The organism is Arthrobacter sp. N1 (assembly GCF_048288285.1).
Classification (GTDB): domain Bacteria; phylum Actinomycetota; class Actinomycetes; order Actinomycetales; family Micrococcaceae; genus Arthrobacter_D.
Genome location: NZ_CP102608.1, coordinates 2,788,518 through 2,801,258, shown reverse-complemented (window position 1 = coordinate 2,801,258; position 12,741 = coordinate 2,788,518). Strand labels below are relative to the sequence as shown.

General features: G+C 65.8%; 21 protein-coding genes. All 21 read left to right on the top strand.

All coding sequences use genetic code 11. The features are described 5' to 3' along the window. The first annotated feature begins 1 nt into the window (after position 1). The 21 genes from rpmC (at position 2) to NVV32_RS12890 (ending at position 12,667) form a co-directional block, all read left to right on the top strand. Complete coding sequence (rpmC, locus tag NVV32_RS12990; protein WP_152812412.1) at positions 2-346, top strand: 50S ribosomal protein L29; 345 nt, start codon at positions 2-4, stop codon at positions 344-346. Continuing rightward, positions 343-654, top strand: coding sequence for a 30S ribosomal protein S17 (gene rpsQ, locus NVV32_RS12985; protein WP_055768082.1), 312 nt, complete (start codon positions 343-345; stop codon positions 652-654). The genes rpmC and rpsQ overlap by 4 nt, the downstream gene beginning before the upstream one ends. A gap of 324 nt (positions 655-978) precedes the next feature. After that, a complete protein-coding gene (gene rplN / locus NVV32_RS12980; RefSeq protein ID WP_049829173.1) occupies positions 979-1,347 on the top strand; it encodes a 50S ribosomal protein L14 in 369 nt (122 codons plus the stop codon). A 3-nt stretch (positions 1,348-1,350) separates the two neighbouring features. Beyond that, entirely contained in the window at positions 1,351-1,725 is a 375-nt protein-coding gene (gene rplX, locus NVV32_RS12975; protein ID WP_055768085.1) for a 50S ribosomal protein L24, read from the top strand. Further along, entirely contained in the window at positions 1,725-2,300 is a 576-nt protein-coding gene (gene rplE, locus NVV32_RS12970) for a 50S ribosomal protein L5 (protein ID WP_055768087.1), read from the top strand. The genes rplX and rplE overlap by 1 nt, the downstream gene beginning before the upstream one ends. An 87-nt stretch (positions 2,301-2,387) precedes the next feature. Then, positions 2,388-2,786 carry a 30S ribosomal protein S8 gene (gene rpsH, locus NVV32_RS12965; RefSeq protein WP_043440638.1) on the top strand — a complete coding sequence of 133 codons (399 nt, stop codon included), beginning with the start codon at positions 2,388-2,390 and terminating at the stop codon, positions 2,784-2,786. Positions 2,787-2,804: 18 nt separating this feature from the next. Beyond that, positions 2,805-3,341 carry a 50S ribosomal protein L6 gene (gene rplF, locus NVV32_RS12960; RefSeq protein WP_055768089.1) on the top strand — a complete coding sequence of 179 codons (537 nt, stop codon included), beginning with the start codon at positions 2,805-2,807 and terminating at the stop codon, positions 3,339-3,341. Between the two features lie 2 nt (positions 3,342-3,343). Further along, complete coding sequence (gene rplR / locus NVV32_RS12955; RefSeq protein ID WP_055768092.1) at positions 3,344-3,727, top strand: 50S ribosomal protein L18; 384 nt, start codon at positions 3,344-3,346, stop codon at positions 3,725-3,727. Between the two features lie 29 nt (positions 3,728-3,756). Next, positions 3,757-4,464 carry a 30S ribosomal protein S5 gene (gene rpsE / locus NVV32_RS12950; RefSeq protein ID WP_152812406.1) on the top strand — a complete coding sequence of 236 codons (708 nt, stop codon included), beginning with the start codon at positions 3,757-3,759 and terminating at the stop codon, positions 4,462-4,464. Further along, positions 4,464-4,682 carry a 50S ribosomal protein L30 gene (gene rpmD / locus NVV32_RS12945; RefSeq protein ID WP_055768095.1) on the top strand — a complete coding sequence of 73 codons (219 nt, stop codon included), beginning with the start codon at positions 4,464-4,466 and terminating at the stop codon, positions 4,680-4,682. The genes rpsE and rpmD overlap by 1 nt, the downstream gene beginning before the upstream one ends. Further along, entirely contained in the window at positions 4,682-5,170 is a 489-nt protein-coding gene (rplO, locus tag NVV32_RS12940) for a 50S ribosomal protein L15 (RefSeq protein ID WP_055768097.1), read from the top strand. The genes rpmD and rplO overlap by 1 nt, the downstream gene beginning before the upstream one ends. 224 nt (positions 5,171-5,394) lie before the next feature. Further along, positions 5,395-6,705, top strand: coding sequence for a preprotein translocase subunit SecY (gene secY, locus NVV32_RS12935; protein WP_055768099.1), 1,311 nt, complete (start codon positions 5,395-5,397; stop codon positions 6,703-6,705). 5 nt (positions 6,706-6,710) lie between these two features. Next, entirely contained in the window at positions 6,711-7,274 is a 564-nt protein-coding gene (locus NVV32_RS12930) for an adenylate kinase (protein ID WP_422392050.1), read from the top strand. Positions 7,275-7,280: 6 nt separating this feature from the next. Next, complete coding sequence (gene map / locus NVV32_RS12925) at positions 7,281-8,108, top strand: type I methionyl aminopeptidase (RefSeq protein ID WP_422390434.1); 828 nt, start codon at positions 7,281-7,283, stop codon at positions 8,106-8,108. A gap of 288 nt (positions 8,109-8,396) precedes the next feature. Next, positions 8,397-8,618, top strand: a complete 222-nt coding sequence (gene infA / locus NVV32_RS12920) for a translation initiation factor IF-1 (RefSeq protein WP_019481515.1) — start codon at positions 8,397-8,399, stop codon at positions 8,616-8,618. A 21-nt stretch (positions 8,619-8,639) separates the two neighbouring features. After that, on the top strand, positions 8,640-8,753 hold the full coding sequence (gene rpmJ / locus NVV32_RS12915) for a 50S ribosomal protein L36 (RefSeq protein WP_043440658.1): 114 nt from the start codon (positions 8,640-8,642) through the stop codon (positions 8,751-8,753). 163 nt (positions 8,754-8,916) lie between these two features. Beyond that, complete coding sequence (gene rpsM, locus NVV32_RS12910) at positions 8,917-9,294, top strand: 30S ribosomal protein S13 (RefSeq protein WP_043440660.1); 378 nt, start codon at positions 8,917-8,919, stop codon at positions 9,292-9,294. 140 nt (positions 9,295-9,434) lie between these two features. Beyond that, positions 9,435-9,836, top strand: coding sequence for a 30S ribosomal protein S11 (gene rpsK / locus NVV32_RS12905; protein ID WP_019481517.1), 402 nt, complete (start codon positions 9,435-9,437; stop codon positions 9,834-9,836). Positions 9,837-9,986: 150 nt separating this feature from the next. Continuing rightward, the gene (locus NVV32_RS12900; RefSeq protein WP_055769255.1) at positions 9,987-10,997 is read left to right on the top strand and encodes a DNA-directed RNA polymerase subunit alpha; all 1,011 of its coding nucleotides are present in this window, start codon (positions 9,987-9,989) and stop codon (positions 10,995-10,997) included. A gap of 67 nt (positions 10,998-11,064) precedes the next feature. Beyond that, a complete protein-coding gene (gene rplQ, locus NVV32_RS12895; RefSeq protein ID WP_055768108.1) occupies positions 11,065-11,673 on the top strand; it encodes a 50S ribosomal protein L17 in 609 nt (202 codons plus the stop codon). Positions 11,674-11,695: 22 nt separating this feature from the next. Beyond that, the gene (locus tag NVV32_RS12890; RefSeq protein WP_422390433.1) at positions 11,696-12,667 is read left to right on the top strand and encodes a tRNA pseudouridine synthase A; all 972 of its coding nucleotides are present in this window, start codon (positions 11,696-11,698) and stop codon (positions 12,665-12,667) included. The last annotated feature ends 74 nt before the right edge of the window (positions 12,668-12,741 follow it).

The following is a 12,741-nucleotide window of genomic DNA, read 5'->3' as shown; positions in this document are numbered from 1 at the left end:
TATGGCTCTGGGTTCAAAGGAACTGGCAACAGACCAGCTGGACGGCTTCGACAAGGACCGTCTGGTGGAAGAACTGCGCAAGGCCAAGGAGGAGCTGTTCAACCTCCGATTCCAGTCGGCCACCGGCCAGCTGGAGAGCCACGGTCGCCTTCGCTCGGTCAAGCGCGACATCGCCCGCATCTACACGGTGCTGCGTGAGCGCGAACTGGGTATCCGTCCCGAGGTCGTCGCTCCCGTCGAGGAAGCGAAGCCCGCAAAGGCGGAGAAGCCCAAGAAGGCCAAGAAGGCAGCCACGAAGGACGAACCTTCCGTGAGCACCGAGGCTTCTGAGGAGGACGCCAAATGAGTGAGCAGCAGAGCGAGACGACCGTAGGAACCGAGAAGGCCGTCCACGGCGCCGACTCGCGCGGCTACCGCAAGGTACGCCGTGGCTACGTCGTCTCGGACAAGATGGAGAAGACCATCGTCGTCGAGGTCGAGGACCGCGTGAAGCACGCACTGTACGGCAAGGTGCTTCGCCGCAGCTCCAAGGTCAAGGCGCACGACGAGAACAACACCGCCGGCATCGGCGACATGGTCCTCATCAGCGAGACCCGCCCGCTGTCCGCCACCAAGCGGTGGCGCCTGGTCGAGGTCATCGAGAAGGCCAAGTAGCACCTGAGCACCACCAGGGACCGGCGCGCCGGCTCCCGACCGGGATGCCCCGGACACGATTTCGTGTCCGGGGCATTCTCGCGATACCATGAGAATCTTGTCTGTCTGGTGGGTTGGCGCATGCCCTCACGAGGTTCCCTCGCGGGTGACCCTCACACCGGGCAAATAGGCAAAAGCCCGATGATCTTGTTCACCACCCCACGCAGGTATTCTGCAGGACCGTGCGCCCAGGCGCACGCGTGGTGAGGACCAGTATCTCGGGGCCCACCCATATCCGTTCCGCAAGGCTCGATGAGAGAACCGGCGCGACGACAGGAGTAATCAGTGATTCAGCAGGAGTCGCGGCTAAAGGTCGCCGACAACACGGGGGCCAAGGAAATCTTGACCATCCGCGTTCTCGGAGGATCCGGGCGCCGCTACGCAGGCATCGGCGACGTCATCGTCGCCACGGTGAAGGACGCCATCCCGGGCGGCAACGTCAAGAAGGGCGACGTCGTCAAGGCGGTCATCGTCCGCACCAAGAAGGAACGCCGCCGTGCGGACGGTTCCTACATCAAGTTCGACGAGAACGCAGCAGTGATCCTGAAGAACGACGGCGACCCCCGCGGTACCCGTATCTTCGGCCCTGTCGGTCGCGAGCTCCGCGACAAGCGTTTCATGAAGATCATCTCGCTGGCGCCGGAGGTGCTGTAGTCCATGGCACAGAAGACAAAGCTCAAGATCAAGAAGGGTGACCTCGTGCAGGTCATCACCGGAGCCAAGCAGGAACGCGGCGGAGACCGCGGCAAGCAGGGCAAGGTCCTCAAGGTGTTCCCCGAGTCCAACCGCGTCCTCGTGGAAGGCATCAACCGGATCACCAAGCACACCAAGGTCGGGCAGTCGCAGCGCGGCACCAAGACCGGTGGCATCGAGGTCGTCGAGGCACCGGTGCACATCAGCAACGTGGCCGTCGTCGATCCCGAGACCAAGAAGCCGACGCGCGTCGGATACCGCACCGAGACCGTCGAGCGCGACGGCCGTGAGCGCGTTGTCCGCGTCCGCATCGCCAAGTCATCAGGGAAGGATCTGTAATGACTGTCGAGACCACAGAGACCAAGGTTCTTCCCCGTCTCAAGGCCCGCTACGCGGCCGAGATCAAGGCGACCCTGCAGGAGCAGTTCAACTACTCCAACGTGAACCAGGTCCCCCGCCTGGTCAAGGTCGTCGTGAACATGGGTGTCGGTGACGCCGCCAAGGACTCCAAGCTGATCGACGGGGCCGTCAAGGACCTCACGGCGATCACGGGCCAGAAGCCCCAGGTCACCAAGGCCCGGAAGTCCATCGCGCAGTTCAAGCTCCGTGAGGGAATGCCCATCGGTGCACACGCGACCCTGCGTGGAGACCGCATGTGGGAATTCACGGACCGCCTCATCTCCCTCGCACTGCCCCGTATCCGCGACTTCCGCGGCCTCAACGGCAAGCAGTTCGACGGCAACGGCAACTACACCTTCGGCCTCACGGAGCAGTCCATGTTCCACGAGATCGACCAGGACCGTATCGACCGTGTACGTGGCATGGACATCACCGTCGTCACGACCGCCAAGACCGACGCCGAGGGCCGCGCGCTCCTCAAGGCGCTCGGCTTCCCCTTCAAATCCGAAGATTAATCTAACTACGTTGCAGGTCCGCTCCAGTCGGCACCCTGAGTGCCGGACGGAGACCGGAAACCGTTTCGAGGAAGGGCAAGAGCCCACATGACAATGACAGATCCTGTCGCAGACATGCTCACGCGTCTGCGCAACGCAAACTCGGCTTACCACGACTCCGTGTCCATGCCGTACAGCAAGCTGAAGGCCCGCGTCGCGGACATCCTGAAGGCCGAGGGCTACATCGCCGGCTGGAAGGAAGAGGAAGCGGAGGTCGGCAAGAAGCTGACCATCGACCTCAAGTTCGGCCCGGACCGCCAGCGCTCCATCGCCGGCATCCGCCGCATCTCCAAGCCGGGCCTCCGCGTGTACGCCAAGTCCACCAATCTGCCGCACGTGCTCGGCGGACTCGGCATCGCCATCCTGTCCACGTCCTCCGGTCTGCTCACGGACCGCCAGGCATCCAAGAAGGGTGTAGGTGGGGAAGTCCTCGCCTACGTCTGGTAACGGGAAAGGGAACAGAACATGTCACGTATTGGACGTCTCCCCATCACCGTTCCTGCCGGTGTCGACATCACGGTCGACGGCAACGTCGTCTCGGTCAAGGCCGCCAAGGGCGAACTGAGCCACAGGGTGCCCAGCCCCATCGAGGTCACCCTCGACGGCGGGATCCTCACCGTCTCCCGGCCGAACGACGAGCGCGAGTCGCGCTCACTGCACGGCCTGACGCGCACGCTGATCTCCAACATGATCGTCGGAGTCACCGAGGGCTACAAGAAGAACCTCGAGATCGTCGGCACCGGTTACCGCGTGCAGGCGAAGGGCAGTGACCTCGAGTTCGCCCTGGGCTACAGCCACCCGGTGGCCGTCAAGGCTCCCGAGGGCATCACCCTGACCGTGGACAGCCCCACCAAGCTCTCGGTCGCGGGCATCAACAAGCAGCAGGTCGGCGAGGTCGCTGCAACCATCCGCAAGCTGCGCAAGCCCGACCCGTACAAGGGCAAGGGCATCCGCTACGCAGGCGAGATCATCCGCCGCAAGGTCGGAAAGGCTGGTAAGTAACCATGGGTCTGAGCATCAACAAGAAGCGCAGCTCGAAGAGCAAGTCCGCCTCGCGTGGACGTCGCCACCTCCGTGTACGCAAGCGCGTCTCGGGTACGGCCGTGCGTCCGCGCCTGGTCGTCAACCGTTCGGCCCGCCACGTCTTCGTGCAGGTCGTCGACGACACCAAGGGCATGACCGTCGCCTCGGCATCCACCCTCGAAGCGGACCTCCGGTCCTTCGACGGTGACAAGACCGCCAAGGCCAAGCGCGTCGGCGAGCTCGTCGCGGCACGGGCCATGGCTGCCGGCGTCGAGGCCGTCGTCTTCGACCGCGGTGGCAACAAGTACCACGGTCGGGTTGCAGCCATCGCAGACGGTGCACGTGAAGGTGGGCTGTCACTGTGACCGAGGAAACCAAGGCAAAGGAAGCCCCATTGAATACGGCTACAGAGCAGCCCGCGGCCGAAGCTCCGGCTGCAGGCGCAACCGACACCGCGTCGGCTGACGCCAACCGCTCCAACGCGCGGGGCAACTCGCGCGGCGGTGACCAGCGCGGCGGCAACGCCCGCGGTGGCGAGCGCGGCGGCCGTGGCGGCCGTGACGGCGGTCGGAACGACGACAAGGACAAGTTCATCGAACGCGTCGTCACCATCAACCGCGTCGCGAAGGTCGTCAAGGGCGGCCGTCGCTTCAGCTTCACCGCCCTCGTGGTGGTCGGCGACGGCAACGGTATGGTCGGCGTCGGCTACGGAAAGGCGAAGGAAGTTCCCTCCGCCATCCAGAAGGCCGTCGAGGAAGCCAAGAAGACGATGTTCCGCGTTCCGCGGATCGGTGGCACCGTCCCGCACCTGGTGCAGGGCGAGGCCGCAGCCGGCGTCGTGCTGCTCCGTCCCGCGTCCCCGGGTACCGGTGTGATCGCCGGTGGTCCGGTGCGTGCGGTGCTCGAGTGCGTCGGCATCCACGACGTCCTCTCGAAGTCGCTCGGTTCGGCGAACGCCATCAACATCGTTCACGCGACCGTCGATGCCCTGAAGCGCCTCGAAGAGCCCCAGGCAGTCGCGGCCCGCCGTGGCCTGCCCCTCGACGAGGTCGCATCCCACCAGATGCTGCGCGCGATCGCAGCTCAGAAGGCAGGTGCGTGATGACCGCCATCACTCCGAAGCGCGTAGTCGTGAGCACCAAACAGCTCTCGATCACACAGATCAAGTCCGCCATCGGCGGCAAGCAGAACCAGCGCGACACGCTGCGGTCGCTCGGCCTCAAGCGGATCGGCCACACCGTGGTCCGTGAAGCAGACGCCGTCACCGTCGGCATGGTCAACACGGTTCCGCACCTCTTGAAGGTTGAGGAGGCCAACTAATGGCAGAGAAGAACACTGCGGCTCCGGCCGCCAGCGAGGAGCGCGTCCACGCCCTCAAGGTCCACCACCTGCGTCCCGCCCCGGGTGCCAAGACGGCGAAGACCCGTGTCGGCCGTGGTGAGGGTTCGAAGGGTAAGACCGCCGGACGTGGAACCAAGGGAACCGCAGCGCGCTACCAGGTGAAGGCAGGATTCGCGGGTGGCCAGTTGCCCCTGCACATGCGCCTTCCGAAGCTGCGCGGTTTCAAGAACCCGTTCCGCGTGGAGTTCCAGGTCGTCAACCTGGACAAGCTGTCCGAGCTGTACCCCGACGGCGGCGACGTCACGGTGGACAGCCTGGTGGCAAACGGTGCGGTCCGCAAGAACCAGCCCGTCAAGGTGCTGGGCACGGGCGAGATCACGGTTTCCGTGAACGTCTCGGCCGACGCCTTCTCCGCCTCCGCTGCGGAGAAGATCGTCGCTGCGGGCGGAACCGTCACCGAACTGTAGGCCACTGGCCGTCTCCTTTCCCGTGTGTCGGGGGAGGGGACGGCTGTGATCGACAGCACTGAGGAACTAGACTTCTGGTGGGCAGGACCGAATCGGCCCACCAGGAGTCTTTTTTCGGCTCCGGCCACCCCAGGGCCGGCGTGAGTCTCGCGCCGGCGACCAACCGTTAGACTCGGTTGTTGTGCACGGTCCGCCACAGGACCAACAGACCTTCAGGAGGACGCTTGCTTAGCGCTATTGGCCGGGCATTCCGGACGCCAGACTTGCGGCGCAAGCTGTTGTTCACGCTGGGAATCATCACCATCTTCCGCCTCGGGGCCTTCATCCCCGCCCCGGGAGTCGACTACGGCAACGTCCAGCAGTGCCTGGACCTCGGCAACACCGACGGCGGCCTGTACCAGTTCGTCAACCTCTTCAGCGGCGGAGCCCTCCTGCAGGTCTCGATCTTCGCGCTGGGCATCATGCCGTACATCACCGCGAGCATCATCACCCAGCTCCTCCGGGTGGTCATCCCCCGCTTCCAGGAGCTGCACCAGGAAGGCGCCCAGGGCCAGTCCAAACTGACCCAGTACACGCGTTACCTGACGATCGCCCTCGGTCTCCTCAATGCCACGACCCTCGTCTCGCTGGCGCGCTCGGGAGCATTGCTCGGCAACTGTCCCGTCCCGCTGATCCCGGACGATTCGCTCATCACGATCATCCTCCTGATCATCACCCTGACTGCCGGCACCGGCCTGATCATGTGGATGGGCGAGCTCATCACCGAGCGCGGCGTCGGCAACGGCATGTCGCTGCTCATCTTCACCGCGATCGCGGCCGGGTTCCCGACCTCGCTGGGTGAGATCTTCCGTACCCAGGGTGCCACCGTGTTCGCGTTCGTGCTCCTCATGGGCGTCGTCGTCGTCGCCCTCGTGATCTTCGTGGAGCAGTCGCAGCGCCGCATCCCGGTCCAGTACGCCAAGCGGATGGTCGGCCGCCGCACGCTCGGCGGCAGCAGCACGTACATCCCCATCAAGGTCAACATGGCGGGTGTCATCCCCGTGATCTTCGCGTCGTCGATGCTGTACCTGCCGAGCCTGATCGCACAGTTCAACACGCCGCAGGACGGGACACCGCCCGCCGACTGGGTCAATTGGATCACCACGTACCTCACCAGTGGCGACCACCCGCTCTACATGGCGATGTACTTCCTGCTGATCGTCTTCTTCACGTACTTCTACGTCGCCATCACGTTCAACCCGGACGAGGTCTCCGACAACATGAAGAAGTACGGCGGCTTCATCCCGGGCATCAGGGCAGGCCGGCCCACGGCCGAGTACCTGCAGTACGTGCTCTCCCGCATCACCCTGCCGGGCGCCATCTATCTCGGTCTCGTGGCGCTCATCCCGCTGATCGCCCTCGTGGCGATCGGCGCCAACCAGAACTTCCCCTTCGGCGGCACGTCGATCCTGATCATGGTGGGCGTGGGGCTGGAGACCGTCAAGCAGATCGACGCGCAGCTCCAGCAGCGTCACTACGAAGGGTTGTTGCGTTGACGAGAATGCTCATCATCGGTCCTCCGGGTTCCGGCAAGGGAACCCAGGCGGCCCGGATCTCGGAACGTCTCGCCGTCGTGGCAATCTCGACCGGGGACATCTTCCGCGACAACGTCAAGCGCGAGACCCCGCTGGGAGTCGAGGCGAAGAAGTTCATGGACGCCGGGGACTTCGTTCCCGACAGTGTCACGAACAGCATGGTGCGCGATCGGCTCGCGGCGGAGGACGTCCGGGAGGGCTTCCTCCTCGACGGGTACCCGCGCACCGCCGTCCAGGTGACGGAGCTCGACGACATCCTGCGGGAGAACGCGCTCGACCTCGACGTCGTCCTCCAGCTCACGGCCGATGACGAGGAACTGGTCACGAGGCTCCTCGGACGGGCGCAGCTCGACGGACGGTCGGACGACAACGAGCGGGTCATCAGGCACCGCCTCGGGCTCTACCACGACCAGACCGAGGCCGTCGTGTCGAGGTACGAGGAGCGGGGGATCGTGACGAAGGTGGACGGGATCGGCTCGATCGACGAAGTCACCGAGCGCGTCATGGCAGCGCTCAAGGTCGCGAGCTAGGACCGCATGTTCCGTCAGCCGAAGGTCGAGTACAAAACCGGCGAGCAGATGCTCGTCATGCGCGATGCCGGCCTGGTGCTGTCCAGGGCGCTCGACGAAGCAGTCGCCGCCGTGCGGGTGGGCGTGACCACGGCGGAGCTCAACGGGGTGTTCGAGGCCGTCCTGCAGGAGGAGGGCGCGACGTCGAACTTCCTCGGGTACCACGGGTTCCCGGCCAGCATCTGCACCTCGGTGAACCACGAGGTGGTCCACGGGATCCCGGGCGGATATGCACTGCAGGACGGGGACATCATCTCGATCGACGGCGGCGCCGTCGTCAGGGGCTGGCACTCCGACTCTGCGCGGACCGTGATCGCGGGGACGCCTCGGCCGGAGGACGTCCGGTTGTCCCGCATCACCGAGGAAGCCATGTGGCGGGGTATCGCAGCGCTCGCCTCCGCGCGGTTCGTCGGCGACATCGGCGCGGCGATCGACGACTACGTCTCGTCCGTCCCGGGGCCGGCACTCGGCATCCTGGAGGACTACGTGGGGCACGGAATCGGCACCCAGATGCATCAGGCGCCGGACGTCCTCAACTACAGGAGTTCGAATCGCGGGCCGAAGGTGCGGCCGGGCATGTGCCTGGCCATCGAGCCGATGCTCGTGCAGGGCGGGTTGCAGACCACAGTGCTCGACGACGACTGGACGGTCGTGACCACGGACGGCAGGCGCGCCTCGCAGTGGGAGCACAGCGTCGCCGTGCACGACGCCGGCATCTGGGTGCTCTCCGCGCCGGACGGCGGAGCTTCCCGCCTGGAACCGCTCGGCGTCACACCGGTTCCCCTGCACGCGTGAGACAGGGGCTGCGCTCCGGCGCAGCTCGGCTCGATCCGCACGCCGCTCACTCCCCAAGGCCTTGCAGCCCGCTGCAGGGCCTTCGTCGTCCGCAGCGCGAGCCCCGGACGTGATTTAACCATTCGTGAAGAATGGAGTAGAGTCGTCTGTTGGTTGTCTCTGCTTTTCGTGCCCAATGGGCCCCGGAGACCGTTCTGCGGGACGAGCCCAGGCTCCCCGCAGGTCAGGCGATCAAAACCCCAAACCCGCCCACCGTACAAGTGGTGGGCATCGACGTTAGCGGAGGATATGGCCAAGAAAGACGGTGTCATTGAGATTGAAGGCACTGTGAACGAGGCGCTGCCCAATGCGATGTTCCGCGTTGAGTTGGCCAACGGTCACATTGTTCTCGCCCACATCTCGGGAAAGATGCGCCAGCACTACATCCGGATCCTTCCTGAGGACCGGGTCGTAGTGGAACTCAGCCCGTACGACCTCACCCGGGGCCGTATCGTCTACCGCTACAAATAAGAATCAACTCGAAGGAAAACCATGAAGGTCAACCCGAGCGTGAAGCGGATCTGCGAGAAGTGCCAGGTGGTTCGCCGCAAGGGCAACGTTCTCGTCATCTGCGAGAACCCGCGCCACAAGCAGCGCCAGGGCTGAGAACCTCTTCCAGAGGTTCTTCCCGCGCGTAGAAGTACATTCAACGGCAGAACAGCGTCCCGCAGGGGACGTACACCCCCGGCTCGGAGGCCGGGGACCGGAACGCAGGTTCCGGGCACGTTCTGCTCCACACCTCCGGCACCACTGAAGGAGCACCGCCACCATGGCACGTCTCGCTGGCGTAGACATCCCCCGCGAAAAGCGGGTAGTCATCGCGCTTACCTACATCTACGGCGTGGGCAAGACCCGTGCGGAGAAGACGATCGTCGACACGGGGATCTCCCCGAACACGCGCGTCAAGGACCTCTCCGACGTCGAGCTCGTCCAGCTCCGCGACTACATCGAGGGCAACTTCAAGGTCGAGGGTGACCTCCGCCGTGAGGTCGCCGCCGATATCCGCCGCAAGGTCGAGATCGGCAGCTACGAAGGCATTCGGCACCGCCGCGGCCTTCCCGTACGCGGACAGCGTACGAAGACCAACGCTCGCACCCGCAAGGGCCCGAAGCGCACGGTCGCAGGCAAGAAGAAGGTCGGACGCTAGATCCCCACCGGCTCCCTAACATGACTCGCTAGCGCTCGTCAGGCCAGGGGACCCTCGCCGGCGGAGGCCCCTGTTTGCGGGACCTCCAGCAGGATTCGATCCGACTCAATGCTTTACCCAATACCTTCGTAGGAGAAGTAATGCCCCCCAAGACTCGTGGAGCGGTGCGTAAGCCGCGTCGCAAGGACAAGAAGAACATCGCGCTCGGCCAGGCGCACATCAAGAGCACGTTTAACAACACCATCGTCTCCATCACGGACCCCAGCGGAGCAGTCATCTCCTGGGCCTCCGCCGGTGAGGTCGGTTTCAAGGGCTCGCGCAAGTCCACCCCGTTCGCTGCACAGATGGCTGCAGAGGCCGCTGCCAAGCGTGCGCAGGAGCACGGCGTCAAGAAGGTCGACGTCTTCGTGAAGGGTCCCGGATCCGGTCGCGAGACCGCGATCCGCTCGCTGCAGGCCACGGGCCTCGAGGTCGGATCCATCCAGGACGTCACCCCCAGCGCCCACAACGGATGCCGCCCGCCGAAGCGTCGCCGCGTCTGATCGGCCTGCCGTCACCGCACCGCCTTGCAGGAACGAGAGTTCCGGCAGGGCGGTTCGGTGCCGTTCCCGGTGGCTCCAGAGCCGGCTGACCAGCAGTCCCGCCCCACTGAGAAGCGTCATATAGCGGATGCTTCCTGAAAGGAAATGTACGTGCTCATTGCACAGCGCCCCACCCTGACTGAAGAAGTCGTCGCCGACAACCGCTCGCGGTTCGTCATCGAGCCCCTCGAGCCCGGCTTCGGTTACACCCTCGGCAACTCGCTCCGCCGCACGCTCCTGTCCTCGATCCCCGGCGCAGCCGTGACGAGCATCCGGATCGACGGCGTGCTGCACGAATTCACCACGGTTCCCGGTGTCAAGGAAGACGTCACCGAGATCATCCTGAACATCAAGAACCTTGCCGTCTCCTCGGAGCATGACGAGCCGGTCGTCGCCTACCTGCGCAAGCAGGGTCCCGGCGTCGTCACCGCGGCGGACATCGCGCCTCCCGCCGGCGTCGAGTTCCACAACCCGGACCTGCACATCGCGACGCTCAACTCGAAGGGCAAGTTCGAGCTCGAACTGACCATCGAGCGTGGCCGTGGCTACGTGTCCGCCTCGCAGAACAAGTCCGGCGACTCCGAGATCGGCCGGATCCCGGTCGACTCGATCTACTCGCCGGTCCTGAAGGTGACCTTCCGCGTGGAGGCCACCCGTGTGGAGCAGCGCACCGACTTCGACAAGCTGATCGTCGACGTCGAGACGAAGGATGCCATCGCCCCCCGCGACGCCGTCGCGTCCGCCGGCACCACCCTGGTGGAACTGTTCGGGCTCGCCCGCGAGCTGAACACCGCCGCCGAAGGCATCGAGATCGGCCCGTCGCCGACGGACGCCGCCCTGGCCGCCGACATGGCGCTGCCCATCGAGGACCTCGAACTGACGGTCCGCTCGTACAACTGCCTCAAGCGTGAGGGCATCCACTCCGTGGGTGAACTCGTTGCACGCTCCGAGGCCGACCTCATGGACATCCGCAACTTCGGTGCGAAGTCCATCGACGAGGTCAAGGCGAAGCTCGTCGAGCTCGGTCTGTCCCTGAAGGATTCCCCTCCCGGGTTCGACCTTGCCGCCCGCGCTGCCGCCATCGAAGAGGACGACGCCGCCTACGGCGACGAAGAGCTCTAACAACGCTATCTGCCCGCCCGCTGCTCCCCGGAGCGGCGGGCGGACACCCTAATGAGGAGAAAGAACCATGCCCACACCCACCAAGGGCCCACGCCTCGGAGGCGGTCCGGCGCACGAACGCCTGATGCTCGCCAACCTGGCCGCCTCACTGTTCGAGCACAAGCGCATCACCACCACGGTGACGAAGGCCAAGCGCCTCCGCCCCTACGCCGAGCGTCTGATCACGTTCGCGAAGAAGGGTGACCTCGCGTCGCGTCGCCGCGTCCTCGGCGTCATCAGCAGCAAGAGCATCGTCCACGAGCTGTTCACGGACATCGCGCCGGCCGTCGCCAACCGCGAGGGCGGCTACACCCGCATCACGAAGATCGGCAACCGCAAGGGCGACAACGCCCCCATGGCCGTCATCGAACTGGTGCTGGAGCCCATGTCGGCCAAGCAGTCCGTGGTCGCCGAGGCCGAGCAGGCCAAGGCTCCCGCCGCTGCCGCGCCGGTCGCCGAATCCGTCGACTCGCCCGAGTCCGCTGATTCCGTCGACTCGGTGGATTCCGCCGAGTCCGCTGAGTCCGCCGCATCTGCCGAAGAGGTAGCTGCGGAGGACACCACGGTCGACGCCGAAGCCGGCACCGCCGACGAGGTCGTCGTCGTCGAGGGCACCGTCGAGGACGAGAAGAAGTAATTCTTCCCACCCGACGAACGCCATGACCAGCCAGGAGCCCGCCGTACCCGAGAGGGACGGCGGGCTCCTGCGTGTCCGCCTCGATATCGCGTACGACGGATCGCCGTTCTCCGGCTGGGCACTGCAGCCCGGGCTCGTCACCGTCCAGGGCGTCCTCGAGGACGCCCTCTTCACACTGCTGAGGCGTCCCGTCCGGCTGACGGTCGGCGGGCGTACGGACGCGGGCGTCCACGCACGGGGGCAGGTGGCCCACGCCGACCTCACTGCCGGGGAATGGACCGGCATGGGGAGGGGACGTGAGGTCGACCCGGCGGACGCCTTCCGCCGCCGCCTGACCGGGACGATCAACCGCGTCCTCACCGACGGCATCAGCGGCAGGGGACGCTCCGTGCGGAACTCCGTCCCCGTCGTCGTCGTGCGTTCCGCTTCGCGTGCTCCTGAGGGATTCGACGCTCGCTTCTCGGCACTCTGGCGCCGGTACAGCTACGGGATCGCCGACGCGATGACGGGCCAGGACCCGCTCCACCGGCACACCACCCTGTGGCATCCGGCACCGCTCGACGTGGAACTGCTCAACGAGGGCGCCGCCCACCTGCTCGGCATGCAGGACTTCGCGGCCTTCTGCAAGCCGCGGGAGGGGTCCACGACCATCAGGGAACTGCAGCGCTACGAGTTCGTGCGGGGGCACGACGGCGCCATCACGGCGACCGTCCAGGCCGACGCCTTCTGCCACAACATGGTGCGCGCGCTGATCGGCTCGACGCTGCGGGTGGGTTCGGGGGAGATGCCGCCGGTCTGGCTGGCACAACGGCTCGCCGCCCGCCTCAAGGACGCACGGTCCATCCTCGCTGCCCCGCACCCCCTCGTGCTGGAGGAGATCGCCTATCCGGGGGAGGGCGAGCTCGCCGGCCGGGCCGCACTGACGCGTGCGCGCCGTACCTCCGGACACCTCTCCGACGGCTCATCGCAGGTCGTCGACCCGGACCAGGACTGAGACCGCCGGGGGCCGTCCCACTTCTTTTCGTCATCCTGCATCCAGGGCGGCCCTCCGGCCGGTAGTACGGGTGT

Bases quoted from the DNA above. Each gene is read 5' to 3' on its own strand.
- rpmJ (WP_043440658.1), top strand. From the start codon at position 8,640: ATGAAGGTCAACCCGAGCGTGAAGCGGATCTGCGAGAAGTGCCAGGTG.
- rpsM (WP_043440660.1), top strand. From the start codon at position 8,917: ATGGCACGTCTCGCTGGCGTAGACATCCCCCGCGAAAAGCGGGTAGTC.
- rpmD (WP_055768095.1), top strand. From the start codon at position 4,464: ATGACCGCCATCACTCCGAAGCGCGTAGTCGTGAGCACCAAACAGCTC.
- rplX (WP_055768085.1), top strand. From the start codon at position 1,351: ATGGCACAGAAGACAAAGCTCAAGATCAAGAAGGGTGACCTCGTGCAG.
- NVV32_RS12890 (WP_422390433.1), top strand. From the start codon at position 11,696: ATGACCAGCCAGGAGCCCGCCGTACCCGAGAGGGACGGCGGGCTCCTG.
- rplO (WP_055768097.1), top strand. From the start codon at position 4,682: ATGGCAGAGAAGAACACTGCGGCTCCGGCCGCCAGCGAGGAGCGCGTC.
- rpsH (WP_043440638.1), top strand. From the start codon at position 2,388: ATGACAATGACAGATCCTGTCGCAGACATGCTCACGCGTCTGCGCAAC.
- rplQ (WP_055768108.1), top strand. From the start codon at position 11,065: ATGCCCACACCCACCAAGGGCCCACGCCTCGGAGGCGGTCCGGCGCAC.
- rplE (WP_055768087.1), top strand. From the start codon at position 1,725: ATGACTGTCGAGACCACAGAGACCAAGGTTCTTCCCCGTCTCAAGGCC.
- rplR (WP_055768092.1), top strand. From the start codon at position 3,344: ATGGGTCTGAGCATCAACAAGAAGCGCAGCTCGAAGAGCAAGTCCGCC.
- rpsK (WP_019481517.1), top strand. From the start codon at position 9,435: ATGCCCCCCAAGACTCGTGGAGCGGTGCGTAAGCCGCGTCGCAAGGAC.
- rpsQ (WP_055768082.1), top strand. From the start codon at position 343: ATGAGTGAGCAGCAGAGCGAGACGACCGTAGGAACCGAGAAGGCCGTC.
- rpmC (WP_152812412.1), top strand. From the start codon at position 2: ATGGCTCTGGGTTCAAAGGAACTGGCAACAGACCAGCTGGACGGCTTC.
- infA (WP_019481515.1), top strand. From the start codon at position 8,397: ATGGCCAAGAAAGACGGTGTCATTGAGATTGAAGGCACTGTGAACGAG.
- map (WP_422390434.1), top strand. From the start codon at position 7,281: ATGTTCCGTCAGCCGAAGGTCGAGTACAAAACCGGCGAGCAGATGCTC.
- NVV32_RS12930 (WP_422392050.1), top strand. From the start codon at position 6,711: ATGCTCATCATCGGTCCTCCGGGTTCCGGCAAGGGAACCCAGGCGGCC.
- rplF (WP_055768089.1), top strand. From the start codon at position 2,805: ATGTCACGTATTGGACGTCTCCCCATCACCGTTCCTGCCGGTGTCGAC.